Source organism: Dorea sp. AF24-7LB, assembly GCF_003478575.1.
In the GTDB taxonomy this organism is placed as follows: Bacteria; Bacillota; Clostridia; order Lachnospirales; family Lachnospiraceae; genus Dorea_D; species Dorea_D hominis.
The window spans coordinates 144,805-163,395 of the sequence record NZ_QUFR01000003.1; the positions used below are offsets into that span (position 1 = coordinate 144,805).

General features: G+C 35.7%; 11 protein-coding genes. All 11 read right to left on the reverse strand.

Going from position 1 to position 18,591, the window contains the following annotated elements; genetic code table 11:
- Nucleotides 1-12 precede the first annotated feature (12 nt).
- Complete coding sequence (locus DWY31_RS04730; RefSeq protein ID WP_117538134.1) at nucleotides 13-2,217, reverse strand: hypothetical protein; 2,205 nt, start codon at nucleotides 2,215-2,217, stop codon at nucleotides 13-15.
- 290 nt (nucleotides 2,218-2,507) lie between these two features.
- On the reverse strand, nucleotides 2,508-4,442 hold the full coding sequence (locus DWY31_RS04735) for a hypothetical protein (RefSeq protein WP_147323699.1): 1,935 nt from the start codon (nucleotides 4,440-4,442) through the stop codon (nucleotides 2,508-2,510).
- A 519-nt stretch (nucleotides 4,443-4,961) separates the two neighbouring features.
- Nucleotides 4,962-6,020, reverse strand: a complete 1,059-nt coding sequence (locus DWY31_RS04740) for an acyltransferase family protein (protein ID WP_118519668.1) — start codon at nucleotides 6,018-6,020, stop codon at nucleotides 4,962-4,964.
- A 12-nt stretch (nucleotides 6,021-6,032) separates the two neighbouring features.
- Nucleotides 6,033-8,873 (reverse strand): CDP-glycerol glycerophosphotransferase family protein, encoded by a 2,841-nt coding sequence (locus tag DWY31_RS04745; protein ID WP_243060411.1) that lies wholly within the window; start codon nucleotides 8,871-8,873, stop codon nucleotides 6,033-6,035.
- 130 nt (nucleotides 8,874-9,003) lie between these two features.
- Nucleotides 9,004-11,028 (reverse strand): L,D-transpeptidase family protein, encoded by a 2,025-nt coding sequence (locus DWY31_RS04750; RefSeq protein ID WP_243060413.1) that lies wholly within the window; start codon nucleotides 11,026-11,028, stop codon nucleotides 9,004-9,006.
- 157 nt (nucleotides 11,029-11,185) lie between these two features.
- A complete protein-coding gene (locus DWY31_RS04755) occupies nucleotides 11,186-12,853 on the reverse strand; it encodes a CDP-glycerol glycerophosphotransferase family protein (RefSeq protein ID WP_118519669.1) in 1,668 nt (555 codons plus the stop codon).
- Nucleotides 12,846-14,921: a polysaccharide pyruvyl transferase family protein gene (locus tag DWY31_RS04760; protein WP_118519670.1), complete on the reverse strand. Its 2,076-nt coding sequence runs from the start codon at nucleotides 14,919-14,921 to the stop codon at nucleotides 12,846-12,848. The genes DWY31_RS04755 and DWY31_RS04760 overlap by 8 nt, the downstream gene beginning before the upstream one ends.
- Nucleotides 14,922-14,970: 49 nt before the next feature.
- The gene (locus DWY31_RS04765; RefSeq protein ID WP_021861633.1) at nucleotides 14,971-15,792 is read right to left on the reverse strand and encodes an ABC transporter ATP-binding protein; all 822 of its coding nucleotides are present in this window, start codon (nucleotides 15,790-15,792) and stop codon (nucleotides 14,971-14,973) included.
- A gap of 21 nt (nucleotides 15,793-15,813) precedes the next feature.
- Nucleotides 15,814-16,620: an ABC transporter permease gene (locus tag DWY31_RS04770; RefSeq protein ID WP_021861634.1), complete on the reverse strand. Its 807-nt coding sequence runs from the start codon at nucleotides 16,618-16,620 to the stop codon at nucleotides 15,814-15,816.
- A gap of 109 nt (nucleotides 16,621-16,729) precedes the next feature.
- Nucleotides 16,730-17,491 carry a 2-C-methyl-D-erythritol 4-phosphate cytidylyltransferase gene (gene ispD / locus DWY31_RS04775; protein ID WP_021861635.1) on the reverse strand — a complete coding sequence of 254 codons (762 nt, stop codon included), beginning with the start codon at nucleotides 17,489-17,491 and terminating at the stop codon, nucleotides 16,730-16,732.
- A gap of 49 nt (nucleotides 17,492-17,540) precedes the next feature.
- Nucleotides 17,541-18,584, reverse strand: coding sequence for an NAD-dependent epimerase/dehydratase family protein (locus DWY31_RS04780; RefSeq protein WP_021861636.1), 1,044 nt, complete (start codon nucleotides 18,582-18,584; stop codon nucleotides 17,541-17,543).
- Nucleotides 18,585-18,591 lie beyond the last annotated feature (7 nt).

An 18,591-nucleotide genomic window follows, 5' to 3' on the forward strand; every position in this document is an offset into this window, starting at 1 on the left:
TGCCCTCATCTGCTATCGCTCTCCTCTCTCAACATTTTCATTGCAGCGTTTTTTTGGTATTATTACCAGAACAATTGCTGTCCACAGTAAAAAGATTCCTGCTATTACCAGCATCTGTTTTTTGTCACACCACGGCTCTTTTGTCTCTTTATACACTTGCAGATACAAATTTTCAAAATGATTCCTTCCATCTACTTCCAATTTTCCTTTATAACTATGCATATAAAACTCTTTTCTATACCACACCCGTAATTTGCCTTTATGAGGTTTTTTATTCCAGATTCGTAAATGATAATCCTTATTCTCTTTTGTTGGTGTTACTTTTGGAAATTTAAGTATGACACTTCCATGCTCTCCCACCTTATCAGCCTGTATTTTTCCTCGGTAAATCCGGTTTCCCTTCTCATCTGTTAATTGTACCTGCAAAATATCATTAAACTCTTTTGCACGGTCTCCGGCACTTACGATCAATCCAATTCTGTTAAATGAATGTAATGCCTCAAACTTCTGATTTATATGGACTGTTTTTCCTACATCTTCCATCTTCTTTGCAGATGTTCCATTAATACAGTGCACACTCCACTGATACACAGGAATTTTAGATTTTCTCATCTGTTCTCCACTTACAAGGCAGATACAGATCACACACACAAGAAGCACCAGTTCTGTCCAGCCACATTTATATGCATATTTCTCATTCCTTTTCTGAAATAACTTTTCCTTACTCTCATCAATCCCTGCCATTCCCAATAATAGAAACAGCATCACAAATGGCATACCGTAAGAGCTTTTTATTTCCCAGATACAATAAAAAAGAATTCCACCTAATATAGATACTGCCCAGAATACCTGAAGGATATCTTCTTTTTTCCTTTTCAGCAGTCTCCATAATGCCAGACACAGAAAAGCCATATTAGAGATCCTGAATCCATAGCAGTATGCCCGGAACAGATCGAATCTGCTTCCTAATATCCATGTGTACAGCGGTGTATTCTTCTGATCCTGCGAAATTTTTTCTATCAGGTCTCCTCCATCCGCATAACACCACGAAACCATAAGTTTCTTCTGTTCAAAAGCCATCAGTTCACTGAAACTGTAACTTTTATAATTTTTTATCATCCGGTCAACTGTCGCCTGTGTTTTCTCTTCTTTTGTCCTGAACTGATGTGTATAAGCATAATCTTCTTTATTGTGCTCTCCGTCTCCATGTGACGCCATCATTAACCAATGTGTAATTGGATAATTCTGTGCTGAGACTGTTTCAAAATACGACTGGTTTAATCCCGATATGCCATGCGAAACTACAATTCCTATAAGCAGTACGATTCCAAAGCTCTGTATACTTTCTTTTATTTTCTTTTTTCCAATAAGCTGATCCAAAATATAACAGAAAACAAATGCAATCATCGGGATCACTACCGTTGGACGGATATAATAACCGGTTATTCCGAATACAGCAAACAATATTGCAGAAATAACTCTGTCTTTCCATGACTCTTCTTTCAAAAGTCTGACTCCGAAATAGATTACTGCCGCCGTAAAAGGGATGGAAAATGAGCAGGTATATATCCACATTGGCAAAATATAATAAATCGGATTCAACACACATAATGTCAGAATTTTCGCTCCGCCTTTTAAACCTCCGATACGAATTCCTGTCAAATATAAAAATATTGTCGCAATAATCATTCCTGCCACAGATAAAGCTAACAGAGCAAACTGTACTTCTGTGATACCGGCACGGGACAACATATTGATAAATTTTGCAAATATAACAGTCAGGAAATAATTATTGGAAAACATTCCGAAATAAGATGCATGCGGTGCTGTATCAGAAATCGGCTTTTCTCCTGTCTTTGCGAGATACATTGCCATATCCTGCATGTTATATGCATCTGTAGACGAAAATGGAAGAAAATTACTAAGAATAACTCCGAAACCAGCTAATAATATCACAAATAATATACCCGTGTATATCCAGAGTCCCTTTTTTCCCATCTTGTCCAAACATCTGAAAAGGATGAGCAGAGAACTGCCAAGCAACAATGCAATAAGAATTGGAAGCAGCAACCGCATTACCGGTGACAAAATATCTGCAAACACCTGGCTTTGTGCTGTCACGATTGTCCCTGCTTCTATAAATACAATAAAAAATAAAGTCAATGCCATAACGGCTTTATATAGATTCAATTGTAATTTCATTCTAAAAGTATGCATATCTTTCTACTCTCGTATTTTATACCTCTATGATTTGTTCTTTTCGTAGTCTAGCACACTTTTTCCATTTATATGTCCATCTTCTGTAAAGCTTCAACAATTCTTAATATTATCTTCAGAAATTGTGGAAAAGGGAGCGACTTAATCGTTCCGTTCCCTTTTTATTACATTAATAGTAATATCTAAATAAATATATGAATTATAATAACTCAATCCATTTGGATGTTCAGATTTTTCTAATTTATATGTCGGTTTCCAGACATAATCTTTTTCTCCCAAATCATTTAACATTATCCGTTTTCTTTCACTTTATTCAGGCATGCTTCCGGGCAACACAAAAATACCATAGATGCAAGCACGCAAAAACATAAGCATATAACAAAAGCCGTTCTTCCAGAACACCATGCTTCCTGCTTTTCCAGATAAACACCCAGATACAGCTTTGACTTCATTTTATCGCCGGAAATTTTCATTACTCCTTTATAGCTATGGAGCACACCTTCTTTCCGTTTCCAGATATTTAAATTTCCTGCGTACTCACTTTTCTTCCATATTGTTAATTTATATTTTCTTTTACCTTCTGGTAAAACTTTCGGAATTTTTAATACAACTTCCTGCTGCCTGGAAAGATTTTTTGCTGCAATTTCTCCACGATATAACAATTTTCCGGAAGTGTCCGTCAATTTCACATATATACTTGCATTATTCTCTTTGGCTTTTCCCTTTGCGCCAGCCATGAGAACGATTCTGTTATATGGTCTGTCCGCATAAAAAATCTGCTCCAGACGAAATCGTTTCTGATATCCTTTTATTTTTCTTACAGATCCTATATCTGCACAATGGACTTCCCATTCTTTATGTACCGTTACAGACTGACTGATTTCTGCATACATCATTACTGAAACACTCACGATAAATATAATTATTGTTGTTTTCTGCCAGAAGTTTTTGCCTCCCTCATTTATACAAATACATTTTTTCTTTTTTTCTTTCATCTGCTCTGCTAAATATTCCATTCCATAACTTCCAAGGAGCAAAAGAAACATAAGAAATGGCATTCCATAAGACGCTTTTATTTCCCATATACTGTAAAAACATACGCCACCTAAAAATGATAATGTATAAAACACCTGATTTACATCCTGATTTCTTTTTTTCAGCATCTTCCATAATACAAGCAGAACCATCCCTATATTCGCAATACGAAAAGCATAACAATATGTTCGGAATAAATCCGATTTACTTCCAAGAATCCAGTTGTAAATAACTGTATTTTTCCGGTTCTGTGAAACCTTTTCCAAAAGATCATTTCCATCAGCATAGCACCAGGAAATATCTAATTTTTTATTTATAAAATCAAACAGCTCCGATAGCGAATATGCTTCATAATTCTCTTTTAACCGCTTTAAATCAGCCTTCTGTTTCTCCTCTTTTGACGGAAACTGTATCGTATATTTATAATCTGCAATATCAAGTTCACCAGTTCCATGAGATGCCATCATCATCCAGTGTGTAATTGGAATATTCTGATCAGATACCTCCGAAAAATATCTGTGATTTATCTTTGAAATTCCACCTATTGTAATCGCTGAAACCACGATTACAATTCCAACACATTCTCCTACCTCTTTCCACTGACGTTTTCCTGCAATCAGCTCTACAATAAGGCATATTAAAAAAGCAATAGCCGGTATCACAACGGTCGGTCGTATATAATATCCAACTGCAAGACTTCCTGCAAATAAAGCTGCAGATATACCTCTGCCCTTTCTTCCCTTTTCATGCAACAGACGAATAGCAAAGTATACTGTAGCAGCAGTAAATGGTACTGAAAGTGCATTTGTATATGCCCACAGCGGCAATATATAATATAGTGGATTACCTGCACAAAGTGCCAAAATCTCTGCTCCACCACGAATTCCCTTCACATATACTCCTGTCAAATACAAGAACATTGTTCCAACAAGCATCCCTCCAATTGTTAATATATATAATGGAATATATATATCCTGAATTCCAAGCCACAACAAAATCCTGAAATATTTTGCTAATAAAATTGTTAAAAAATAATTATTAGCATAATATCCAAAATATTCCATTGCATGAGGCGCATCCGCAGACACTCGGTGTTTCCCGGTCTTCGCCAAATAAAGTGCAAGATCCTGTACATTATAAGCATCCGATGAAGCAAATGGCTGAATATTATACAGAATTATTCCATACACAAGTAACATCATGAATACAATTACCAGCGTAGCTATTATAATTGACTTTTTTGAAGCATTTTGAAAAAAACGAAACAATAAAACATAACTGCCTATAACCGTCAAAATTAATATTATTAAAAATGCTATCCTTACCGCTGGCTGTAAAACAGACATAAACACACTGTTATGAGCATGAAAAATCGTTCCACTCCCTATCATCAACAACACGCAAAATGTTATAATCGTAATTATTTTATAAACACTCATACAAAATATTTTTTTATAATTACTCATTCCACTTTTCCTTTCTCCTAAAACATCCATTGTAGCATTTTAACACAAACCCTCTATATATTTTTTGATTTTCAGAAAATATTAAGAATAATATTTTCTGTTAGTATATTCTAACATATTTTTATTCTCATTTTGTGGTTATAACCTATAGAACCTGCCAATGGCAGCTTCCTCCGGATGCTATGACAAAAAAGACTTTTTGGACAATTAATTTTCGTCAAAAAGTCTTTCGTAATTCTCAAGCTATTTTTTTTGTAAACTCAGAAGTACTCTTTTCTCCATGAAAAGATCCAAATACTTCAAGGCAACTGCAAGAACAAATGAAATTAAAAGCATACTTCCTTCATATTTTAATCGATATGTAGGATAATCCAAAGTCTTAAATACTTTTCTGAATGCAACATGTATCAAATAAATCTCTATCGTATATTTACCAAACCAGTTTAATATTGCCAAAATACCATTTCTCAACTTTAAAATCACAGAAGATTTATTCTCTGTCCATTCAAAGAGCAACATTAGAATCTCGCAGATTGTCAAATTCATCAATGCAAGTAAATATACTCCCATTATCTTTTTGTTATATAGCTGCAATGGAATCATCATCCAACATAAAAGTATCAGCTGTAACCAGACGCTCCATATGGGTTTTCCCTTCTTTTCCCAGGCTAATTTTCCAATATATACACCGATTATAAATGCCGGAACCCTCTTTGTTGCAATACTGATATTCATATACAGATCTTTTGCATACAATTGCAACATCATTGTAACAATTGTAGCTGTCAGGCACAATACAAGTACACGCATCTTTGCTTCTGTATGATCCCGGACTTTCTCAATCACATCGAATATATATGGAAAAATAAGGTAACAAAAACCACATAATAATATATACCAGAACCATTTATTTTTTCCAACAAAGAATGTAAGAAAAAATAGATCCGAAAACATCTGTACTAATCCATTATGTTCTTCAATCAGATCCAGCCATATCCATGCCGGTACCGCAACCAGAAAATATGGAATCAGTATTTTTACAAATCTCCTCTGATAAAACGATTTCAGCTCTGCCCTCTTCTTCCAGGAATAATAAAGTCCTAAACCTGATACCAGAAGAAATATATCTACTCCGGAACTTTTAACATAATTATAAAACCAGTAAACTATACCAGAATATCTGACGTTATATCCCTTGCAATCTTCTGTAAAATGGAAAAACACAATCAATAAAATCTGTATTCCCATAATTGCTCCTCTGTATTTCGAGAACATTTCATATGCAAAATAATGTTTTTTCATAATACACACCTGTTACTTTCGCATTTTGTCTATATCAATCTGTTTCTGACTCTTCATTATCTCTTTGTAAATTCTCTTACAGTTATTATGATCTTTATATACAAAGAAATCATCTGCGCGCTTTACATACTTTTCTTTCATAACACAATTGTTTTGCATATATTCACACAGCAGGTCCACAAGCTGTTCTGTCTTCGTGCAAATCTCACCGAATCCCATTGTATCGTAGAAGAAGATTCCATCTTCGTAATGTGGTGGCAGTTCTTCCGGGTGGAAATAAACAATCGGCTTTCTCATGTAAGCGAAATCAAACTGAACTCCTGAATAATCCGTAACCATCAAACTAGATTCTGTCAATATCTTTTCATAGCTTAAATCTCCAACAGATGGAATTACTTCTACTTCTTCATTCGGTGTAAAATCATCTGCCTGTGAACTCAAAATCGGATGCAGTAAGAATTTAATCTTATATCCAGTCTTCTTTGCACAGTCAATCAATCGTTTATGATTGATCAGATTATTATACACCTGGTAATATGTAGAGTTTTTAAACTCCGGATTATATCCCCTCTGATCACCTTCACTCGTTGTTACCGGAAGTGCATTGTACATTCTCCAGGTTGGTGAAAGCAAAATCTGTTTCTGATCATTACTGATCAATCCATCATATCGTCCGATTCCTGTTAATTTCAACACATCAAAATTCTGATATCCATATGCATGTTTGGAGAGATTTTCATATTCATATTTCGATGCCAGGAAATATCCTGTCGTATTATCAATAATCCTTCTCTGTGCCATTGCACACTTCTGCACAGATAATCCGTGCTGCAGACACATAGATGAAAAATTGCAAAGTCCTCTGAAATATTTGGACTTTTCTTTACGGAATCCATTAAACGGGAACAAATGTGAATTTGTGATCAATACAAGATCTGCATTTAAAAATGCAAGCTGATGCATCAGCGAATTTGTTGCCAATGGCTTATATCCGTCTTTTTTCAATTTTTTATAATCCGGCGTTTTCTTATCAATTACATAATATCTTGTAACACCATCTTCTAATTTTGCCGAATAGCGATACAGATATTCGCAACTGTCTCCTCCTTTGTATAATTTGTCTAACATCAACCAGATTTTTTTCTTTTTAAAATATGGTCTTGTAATCCAATATAACCACCGGAGTGCCAATGCATGGCGGCTGTATTTAGAATTGATCTTCAGCAGATTCAACTGGAACTGTATCTCTCTTTTCAAAACATTTACAATATTTGCTTTTTTAAATACAATCGAATTTTCCGCATGATGGCATAAATATTTATTAAAATGCCAGTAGGAATATCTTGGTATTTTACTTAATTTCGCCCAGTGATCCGAAAATGTAATTCTCAACTGATATTTGTCATTTTTATCTTTTGCATAAAACCGTACTGCCTGATTTTTCTTATTTGGATTCAACGGCAATTCCAGATGATAAGTAATTCTTCTGTAAGCCGGAACTCCAAAATATTTTGTAAGGGAATAAGAATCTGTATCCTCTACCTTTATCATCTTTCCGTTAAATTCAGCATAAAAATCAATTCCTCCTTGCGCAAATATGCTGATCAGAGAACCATCCAGCCAGACTTTTCCATCTACATAATTCATCATTCCGATTGAAAAATAATGACTGTTTACAGAAGAAATACGATTTCCATTAAAGTACATCACAAGATCCTTTTCCTCTGTCTCCGGATCAATCTCCTGTCGATACTCATATTTCACATTATCAATTCCATATTTGATTCGAAGGAACATACATAAAATCTGCGGGTTTTTTGATAAATATTTATGCAGATCCTGATTCGTAAGATAATAATCATCAACAAATCCGAAAATTTCTTTTACTACCTCTAAGTATTTATCAAACTTCTTTCCAAGAAGCTGTTTTTTATTGCGATTATCAAGATTACATAAGAAACGGTTCAGAACATAATATACCGCATAATTTTGTATAAACAGGCTATCTTCCGAATCCCTTAATAATGGCAATAAATATTTTTCTGCGGATTCTTCATACCACTGTGAATAATGCGCAGGAATGTGATATAATACCTGATTTTCCTTCGGATCAAAATAATAATACTCTGCCCTGTCTGTTACCAGATATTTTTTTTCATTATTCAAAATGCGCAGCAACACATCCGTGTCATATTCAAACATGATTTCAGTATTAAAGGTATATGTTTTTAAACATGCTGTCCGTATTACCGCACCTGGCAAAGCAGTTTGCAGTGCCCAGTAATTCTTTGTGATATCTACTCCATAAGTTCCTTTAATTACTTTTTTACTTAAAATATGTTTTTTAGGCTTTTCAGAAACCAGCAGATTATCACAATACTGTACAGGGAGCAGAACAGATACTTCTCCCGGATTCATGATTTCGTTCTGTAATACTACACCTTTCGTCTTATGTTCTTCCTCATGTTCATCCTCTGATTCAATTTGTGACTCTGATTCCGCTTCCGGTTCTTCTATCTGCTGTTCTTTTTCATCTTCCATTACACTGGCTGCATGTTTCAGAAACCCTTCACCCAGCCAGTCTCCTTCTTTCATGAAAATTGTATACTGTGACTCACTTTCTCTCACACATTCATTATAAGCATCCGCAACGGTGGCTGTCTGTTTGAATGTAATCTGTTTTTTATATTTCTTAATCTCTTTTAATGATTTTATCTGTTCCAGATTACCGGTTCCAACAATTATAATTCTGTCATTCTCTAATATCTGATTTTCACAGCTTTGTACCGTTTTCTTTAATTTATCTGCATTTTCAAGAAATGTGATAATTATTTCATATCTTATTTCGTTCATAAAGCATCTCCTGTTATTTCTATAATTATTTCTCATTAGAAATGATTCTGCACATACTTTTGTATTATAATATAAATGGCTACAAACTTTCAATAGTCTGTAGCCATTTTCATATTCTTCTTTGATTCTTTTAGTGGCATCCACGAGCTTTACATTTGCTTCTTGCTGTCGGATCTGTCGGATCCCATGTATGCCATGATGCAAGTTTTGCTGCTTTCGGTTTTCCAAACGGACCAACCGAAGAGCTGTTATAAATAATTACCTTTGTTCTCAACCGGCAGTTATCATAAATCCATTTTGCATCTCCCGCTCTTAATCTTACACATCCATGCGAACAGGTTGTTCCCAGTTTATTATAAGCATTCACACTTAATGTAGAATTGCTTCTTGTACTGTAGAACACAGAATGGAATAATACACCGCCATGAATTCTTGTACACCACTGTCCATAGCATGGTCCCATCAATGTCTGCCAGCGATATTTTGCCGGTGTATAGAATGTACCTACCGGTGTTGCCGCACCGCCTGAACATACAAATGATTTTACCGGAATAATATAGCCGTTATCTCCGTCTTTTGCATAAACAGTAACAACATTCATCTTTTTATTAACTTTAATCACATAAGAGGACTGTTTTCCGATAATCTTGCTGACATCTTTTACAAGTTTTCCCTGCGCATCATAATATAATTTTAATCCGTTTATATATTTCCATCCTGCCGTTCCTTTACGGAAACGATTAGAATATCCGCCATATAATTTCTTGCCATTTACTGTACGATATGCACGAATCTTATAGTAATAATACTGTCCTTTTTTCAGTCCCGAATTAGTCCATTTTACAGTACGTCCACTTTTAATATTCTTTACAAGTGTATATTTCCCTGATTTTGACGTAGATCTGTAAATCTCATATCCACTCGCGCCATATACTTTTACCCACTTTAAATTAACCTTTGTCTGAAAGCACTCAGAACTTGCCTTAATCGTTGTTGTTCCCGGAAGTGCACGACCGAATTTTGCTTTTGATAAATCACCGTAACATTTTGTCTTTCCTGAAAGACGATATGCACGCACCTTATAGTAATAAGTAGTTCCACATGTTGTTGTCTTATCTGTATATGAGGTTGCATTTGCTATAACTTTTAATGCCTTGTAAGTTCCATTTACAGATGTACTTCTATATACTTTATAGCCATTTGCACCATTGACTTTACTCCACTTTACAGTAACTGCATTGTAAGATGTCGTAGATGCAGATGCAGTACGCTTTACTGAAGAAGTTCCTACTTTTACTTTCTGCTTCGAAACTGGTGAATACTCTCCAAATACTGCTTTATCTCCAACTATACGATATGCACGCACTTTATAATAATACGTCTGATTAAAAGTAACCTTCGTATCATTATAATTTACTGTTGCTCCGGATTTAACTGTTTTTATTGCTTTATATCCACTGTCTTTTGATGTACTGCGGTAGATTTTGTATCCGGAAGCTCCTGTAACCTTTCCCCACGAAAGACTAACCTTATTGTATACAGAACTTGTCTTGATATCAGAAGTTCCAACTACAATCGAAAATGTTGCTTTGGCAGTATCTGTATAATTACCGATTCCGGTTACGGTTATCTCCGCAGTTCCGACATTCTTATTATTCGCATAAGACACTTTATAATCGGTATTTTCTTTTAACACTTTACCACCAAGTTCTACTGTAACTGCAGGCTTCACGGCTGTTCCTGTGTATGTAGCTGACTTGTTTGCCACTGTAACCGCTGCATCTTTCAAAGATGCCGGAGAAATTGTAAATTCTTTTGTTAATTCTCCGGTAACGCCTTCATTTTCTTTTCCCTTTACAGTAACTTTGGCAGTTCCTGCATTCACATTATCAGAATATGCAGTCTCATATTTGTTCTCATCAAGAACTGTTTCTTCTTTTGATTCATCTGTTCTCACAACTTTAATCGCCGGTGTGACTTCTTTACCAGTATATGTGATACTGGCGGAATCAGCAATCTGAATCTCATATCCATCAGATTTGATATCCATCAGTGCGCTACTTTCGCCATCTGCGGCGTGTACCTGTGTAGACACTATGAAAGTGAACGCCATAACAAACGCTAAAATACGTTTTAATTGTTTTTTCATCTGCATCTTTTCTTCTCCTTTTTAATAATTTATGCATATTACTATGATTATACCATAATCTCATCTGTATTCCACACCAACTTTATGAATTATATATTAAGATACATTAGAAAATCAAAAATGACAAAGGATTTTTGGTTTCAGTCCTCTGTCATTTCTTTTTCTACTTTTTTAATAAGATAGCATCAATTGCCTTATCTGCCGCATGACCGTCATATTCATCATAGTTATCTTTTACAAACTGATGTACCTTTTCAATCTCATAATCCTTATTTCGAAGTGCACGCATCATTTCTTCAAATGTATCACACACTTTTCCAGGTGCGCATTCCTTTACACTTCTGTGCACACCGCGTGACAATTCATAAACTTCTCTGTCCGGTGTGTAAAACAAAATCGGGCGCTCCATTAAAGAATATTCAAAATAGTTTGAAGAATAATCTGTGATCAGAATCTCCGTCACATAATACAGATCGTTAATATTCGGATAAGATGCAAAATCTATGATTCGGTTCTGATATTCCTGCGGAATCTGAATCGGATCATCTACAAACGGGTGCATCTTTACTAAAAATACATATTCTTCTCCACAAAAATCATAAATCTCTTTCAAATCCAGCCAGTCATAATTATAATTTGCTGTTTTCTGTCCGTCGCCACGATATGTCGGTGCAAACAGAATAATTTTCTTACTCTGCAGATTTGGATATTCTTTATAAAATTCATTTTTGAAATTTCGGATCTTATTTTCATCTAAAAATCCGTCCAGCCTCGGCATTCCAACCGGGAGAAAACGATTTTCCGGAAGTCCAAATACCTCCGCATATACCTCAACCAGTTTTGGAGCACCTACCAGTACATAATCATATTGCTTATGGCAGGAACCTGCCGGAAACGGTGTGCCACTTTTACCAAAGCGGCTGTACCCAACTGATTTGAAACCTACACCTGCATGCCACACCTGAATCAACTTCGTTTTCTTACATAATTTCAAAAAACCGAATACCGGTACATAATCATCAACAAAAATATAATCCTGTTTTGCGATCTTGAATATCAGCCCTGCCCAGCTAAGTATGCTCATATGGGATCCAACAGCTCTTCTGAATGAATACGAAATATGAAATTGCTTATCCAGTCCTCTTGCATGCAGCCTTTCATCTATTGACTTCAGGTTGCCCCACAAATAATCTTTCGTTTCACTCATCAACAGAATATTTTTTCCACGCTTTGGAAAGATATGCGACCATACAACGTAAAATGCCCGCATCAGAACAATCGCAGTATACATATTCAAACGCTTGAATTTACCCTTTAAAGTCATCGCTTCCTGCACATAACGGCGGGTTTTCCAATGCTTATTCTGTATCATAAAATAAGAATTCATCAAAAACCAGAAATTCTTTTCGTCCTCCAAAGAGCTGAACGAAATATTATATGCATACTTTCCTTTTCCATAACGGAATATTCTCGAATAATCGTCTAAAAGATACCCCGTTTTATGAGACGTAACACATACATAATCACTATCTGCTGTATGCGCCACGATCCTCCATTTTCCATTATTGAGAAATGCATTGTCATTCATCGCGGAAATATTCAAGAAAAAATAATAACATCCATTCTCTTTCTTTTCATAGGAAACCGGGATTTTTTCCAGAACCTCCGCCCGGACACTCTCTGTGCCTTCCTGTTCTTCATGTATAATTTTTCCAATTCTTTCCAGACTGAATGTAGCATTATCCTTACAATTTGTCTGCACTTCAAGTGACAGGAAAATTCTTTCCCATTTTAAATTACAAATTTCAAAAAATACATCTGGCTTATTCATTTTCTTTTCCTTTCGCAGGACGAACCAGCTTCTTAACTTTATGCCAGCATTTTGCTGAAACAGACGGTTGCCAGATAGATTCAAATACAACAACACTTACATTTCCTGCCGGAATGTATGGAATCTTTGACTCTTCTTTAAATATATAACGTTCACCTGTTTCCGGCGTTCCTGGCTCAATTAATTTTAAAGAACCATCCGCCATGTACCAATACCATTTATCATTATCCTTTATACGCATCTTTCTACCTAAACATTTATAATGTGGGATAGAATAATGTTCATTAAGGAGTTCTGATGTACCATCATTAATGCCTGCTTCTGACATTCGATATTCAACAGAAAGATCATTTCTGGCAAATACTGTTCCTTTTGACTCATCGAACTGATATTGTAATTTTCGGGATTTCCTGCCTCCGTTATAAACAACATCAAAAGAATTCATTCCTTCTTCCCAGATTGCCTCTGCTACAATTCCCTTTATTCCATTAAGTGGGATAAACGGAATCCGTTCACCTTCTCTGAAAATTTTTAATGGACTATATTTTTCATTATTTTCACTATATTCCGTTCTTTCAACATACGTATGATCTTCTAAGTACCAATACCAGCGTTTTCCTATTCGGAAACGAATCCTCCATCCTGCAGGAACGTGATTATGATATCCGAATCCATTGAAAAGTAATTTAAACATTCCATCATTCTCTGCATATCTTTCAGGAGTAAATTCTGTACTTCCCGAAGAAAATCTCCTGGTTTCTCCCGGTACCGAAGCAAATGTACCAACTTTTACTTCATCTTTTACGCCGCTGTTATAATGAATTGGATATGTTTGTCTGCGCTTCCACCATCCATAATCTTTTTTTTGCTTTTCTTTATTCTCCATCGCATGAATTGCATTTAAAATAAATTCAGATGATTCTTTTCTCTTTTCAGCCATAATTTTTTTTACTTTTTCGTAATCTGTCTTAGGCAGTGGATTATTAATCAAATCACTTTCCCTTTCAAATTTACGTTCTAACATGTCAAACATTTCTAATACATGCGTAACTTTATCTCCCATACGAAAGCCAACGAAAAGTTCTTTCTCAAACAAAATACTAAAACAACAGCAATGGAATGAATTTGTAAACACGGCATCTGCATAGCGGATGTACCCCAGCCATTCTTCAATTCCCATGTCATAATTATAAATAACTTCTACATCAGTATACTGCTGAAGACGTCCGCCTTTAATTGGACGATCTGTAATTTCGACAATCTTTAAATTATGTGCTCTGGCATATTTTACAGCCTGTTCAATCGTAGCCTCTGCTTTTTCCTGTACATAATATAAGAACAAATAATGTTCTTCTTCCGGTTTTTTCATAAAATCATAATAAAATTCTTTTTCATGTAACAGTACTGGATCCAGCACTTCCGTAACATCCTGGCTTATATTCTTTCTTAAATATTCTGCCAGAAATTTTTCACGGACGGAAACAGCATCAATGTCGTCAATATAATGAAGAAATGTCTTTTCATCCTCTTCATTTTCACTATGATATACACCTCTGCTCGCCGCATAGGAGATTTTCCATTTATTTTCCAAAGAAGAACACGCCAAAAAGAAACCGCGATCAAAACCAAAACCCGGCTCTTTCTTCCAGATAACATCTGTACAGCAGATATAACAATCAAATCCCGGATCTTCCACTTCTAACAAATCTGCATCATAAATTTTATCTGTTTTAATATAATTGGTATCAATAAAATTCTGAAATTTATCATATCTTCTTTCACGTTCATTATATAGCGCCTGATATTCGTCCCTTAATTCAGTAAAACGCTGCCAATTATCCGGATCCAATTCTTTTTTTCCGTTTTTTTCCATATTATCGCATATTTTTTTATAATACTCATATGGATGTCTGAGATTAAAATCATTAAAATATACAGGTGTATAACTGATAATTGTATTATCAATTTTATTTTTTAACAAAAACTGCTGAAAAGCAAAATTATGCAAAGGGCAAGCAAAATTTAATCCCTTCGAGAACATATTAATCGAAATAATACCTATCTTCATTTCTTCCTACTCCTACACTCCATTTTCCATGTAAATAACACAGATAAAATTACCCAAAAAGTCTGTCAAATAATCCTGGCTTTCTGTCTTTTATAATACGTTCCTTAAACTTTTCATCTCGCTCTGCTTTTTTTTGTGCCTTTGTAAGTGTATTATAAGTTTCAATGTATTCAGCATAATGTTCACACACTGTGTCAATGTCACCATATTCTCTCATTTTTCCACCTTCCAACCACATTGCTGAATCACAAAATTCCTGCACTTGTGGAAGTGAATGTGAAATAAATACAATTGTCTTTCCATCTTCTTTTAATTCCTGCATACGATCCAGACATTTTTTAGCAAAAGATTTATCACCAACAGACAATGCTTCGTCTATAATCATAATCTCTGGATTCAGACAAAGGTTAATTGAAAATCCAAGTCTGGATTTCATACCACTGGAATATTTCTTGACAGGCTGGTATAAGAAATCTCCAATCTCCGCGAATTCAATTACTCCATCTACAATTTCCTGCACTCTTTTTTTTGATAAACCAAGCAAAGCACCTTTCAGTTCTATATTTTCCAGACCTGTAAGCTGCTTATTAAGTCCTGTATTAATGGCGACCAGTGCCTGTTCACCATTGACAATGATCTCTCCTTCATCCGGAGATGCAATTCCGGATAAAACAAGTGCCATTGTAGATTTTCCGGAACCGTTCGTTCCCAGTATACCGAGAACCTGTCCTTTTTTTACCTGAAAAGACAAGTCCTTCAATGCATAGAAGAACTGTGTCTTTTCATCCTTTTTTACTTCTTTATCTTTTCGTTTTAATTTATATATTTTTGATACATTTTTAAATTCAATTGCAATATCCTGCTGTCCCATCACTTATATTCTCCTCGTAAATTAGATCAGATCAATAAAACGTGTTTTAAATTTATACATCATATAGCTTCCAAAAAAGAAGAGTACTAAAGTAATTCCCCAGAACCATCCCATAGACCAACTATATGCCATAATACCTTTGTGGTAGAAAAAGCAGTCTCTGAATCCCTGTACTACATAATAAATTGGATTACACGTCATCAGTTTCATCAAACGTCCATGTCCTAATTTGTCAATATCCCATAAAATAGGGGTTAAATACAAAAGCAGACGCATGCATGCAAGAATCAGTTTTCTCGTGTCACGTGCAAGCATATTTAATACAGATGTCGTCAATGAAAGCGATACTGCAAATATAATCGCACACAGCAGATAATAAATCAACCCGATCCAGTGCCAGGTTGGATAATAACCATATAATGCAAATACTACAATCAGTATAATCATCAGGCAAAAATGATCAAACAATTTCTGTAAAACAACTGTCATCGGCAGAACACTGACCGGAAACTTCATCTTCGTAATTACATCTATCTTTTTAAAGACTGCATTACATCCGTCCGTAATACATGGGCTGATGAAAAACCATACAACCATTCCGCCAAGCATCCAGAGCAAATAAGGAATATGCCCTACGCTTTTTCTATTAAATACATAACCAAATACAAACCAATAAGTCATTACCTGAATCGCCGGATTGGCAAAATTCCAGAACCATCCAAGCTTACTGTCACGCATATCTGCCAGCAGCTCATATTTTGCGATAGAAAAAATACGATACATATTCTGCGTATTCTCTCTTATCACGTATCTAACACTTGTAAACACCGTTTTTCCTCCTAGATATTTAGACCCTATTTTCGTTTTCATGTCACTGTGCTTTTTACGCACACCTCACCTATTATAATCAAATAGGTATCGTTTGTCAAAACTTTCTTTATTTCTTTAATCCGGATGGAACTTCTCTGTTGGCAAATCCGAAAATCTGTTCGGATTCTCTGTATTGAATCATTGCGCGGAATGTATACAGATCTTCCGGCGTTGTAACTTTAATATTACCTCTTGGGCCGGCTACAAGTGAAACCTTCTTTCCAAGCATTTTCATCATACTGCATGTATCTACGACGCCTTCATATCCCGGGTTATTCATACGCATCTGTGCATGTGCTTCCAGCACATCACCCAGATAAAAACACTGTGGTGCCTGGGCTGTATAGAATTTGGAACGCGGTGGAACTTCATCTACTGTTTTTCCATCCTCGCTGATGACCGGTGTCTCAAATAACGGTGTACATGTAATCGCATTTCCGTGTTCTTTTACGCATGCCAGGTCATCATCAATGACTTCCTTTGAAATACATGGACGTACACCATCATGGATGAGTACAATTGAATCCGGTGTATTGTTCTCTCTTGCTGCCTGTAATGCATTGTAGATGGAATCCTGTCCGGTTGCGCCGCCCGGAACGATTTTTTTCACTTTGTCGATCATATGGCGCTGTACCATCTTCTGTAATTTGCGAATATACTCTTCTTTACATGCCACGTAAATCTCGTCAATGTCCGGATGCTCTTCAAAAATATCCAGTGTATGGATAATGATTGGTTTTCCGTTTACTTCGATAAACTGTTTCGGAAGTCCGGAACCCATTCTGGCTCCCACTCCACCTGCGAATACAATTGCAATATTTTTACTCATGTCTTTTCTCCTTATTTTACCTGTTGTTTTTCTTTTTGTTCTATATTAGCTATTCAACGTTTTCCAGTTCCAGATATTCCAGAGTTCTCTTGAATCCATCTTTTACAGAATACTTTGGGTTCCATCCAAGTTTTCTGAGCTTCTCACTGCTTAAGATTCCCAGTGTATATGGCGCAGTTCCCTTTGTTCCGCCCTCCGGAATATCAAATACAAGTTTCAGTCCTCTCTCCGGATAAATGCTTACAAGAATCTCTGCCAGATCACGGATGGAAACTTTTCCTGCTTCATTACCAATATTATATACAATATCTTCCGAATCTAACAGAATCCGGTACATACCTGCGATAGCATCCGCAATATAAGTATAAGTTCTGACTGCTGTTCCTTCACTCTTCAATACAATGTCTTCATTATGATATACATTTTTCAGAAAATCTGCCTGTACACGTCCATCATAAATAGACATTCCCGGTCCGTATGTGTGTGCCAGTCTGGCAATCTTTGTATTCAAGCCATACTCTTCATGGAAGCATACGCACATCGTCTCTGCTGCTTTCTTTCCTTCGGAATAGCAGGATCTTGGATTCAACTGGTCTACAAATCCGTAAGTATTCTCATAGAAGAATTCCTGTCCTTCATCCGGCTGTCCGTAGATCTCTCTGGATGAAATAAAGAGATATCCTTCTGCATTTTTCTCTTTTGCAAGTTCCAGTGTTTTAAATGTTCCGATTGTATTTGCGGCAATTGTCTCCACCGGCTGGTTCTGCATAATAAGCGGACTTGCCGGACTTGCTGCATGGATAATATAATCAATATCTCCGACATCCGGGATATCTTTTGTCACATCAGCTACTACAACATTCACATCTTCACGGTTTCTGATCTCTTCCGGAAGTTTATTTACATTTCTCATAACAGCATCCACTTTAATACCATAATGCTTCTCATCGTTGAGCATCAGGAGTACATATAACATATAAGAACCTACCATACCGCTTGCACCGGTAATCATTACGGTTTTATTTTTCAGTTTCTCCCATGAAAGATCTTCTGCAATAATTGTCTTTAAATCGTCTTCTAAAACTCTGTTCATCTTCGTT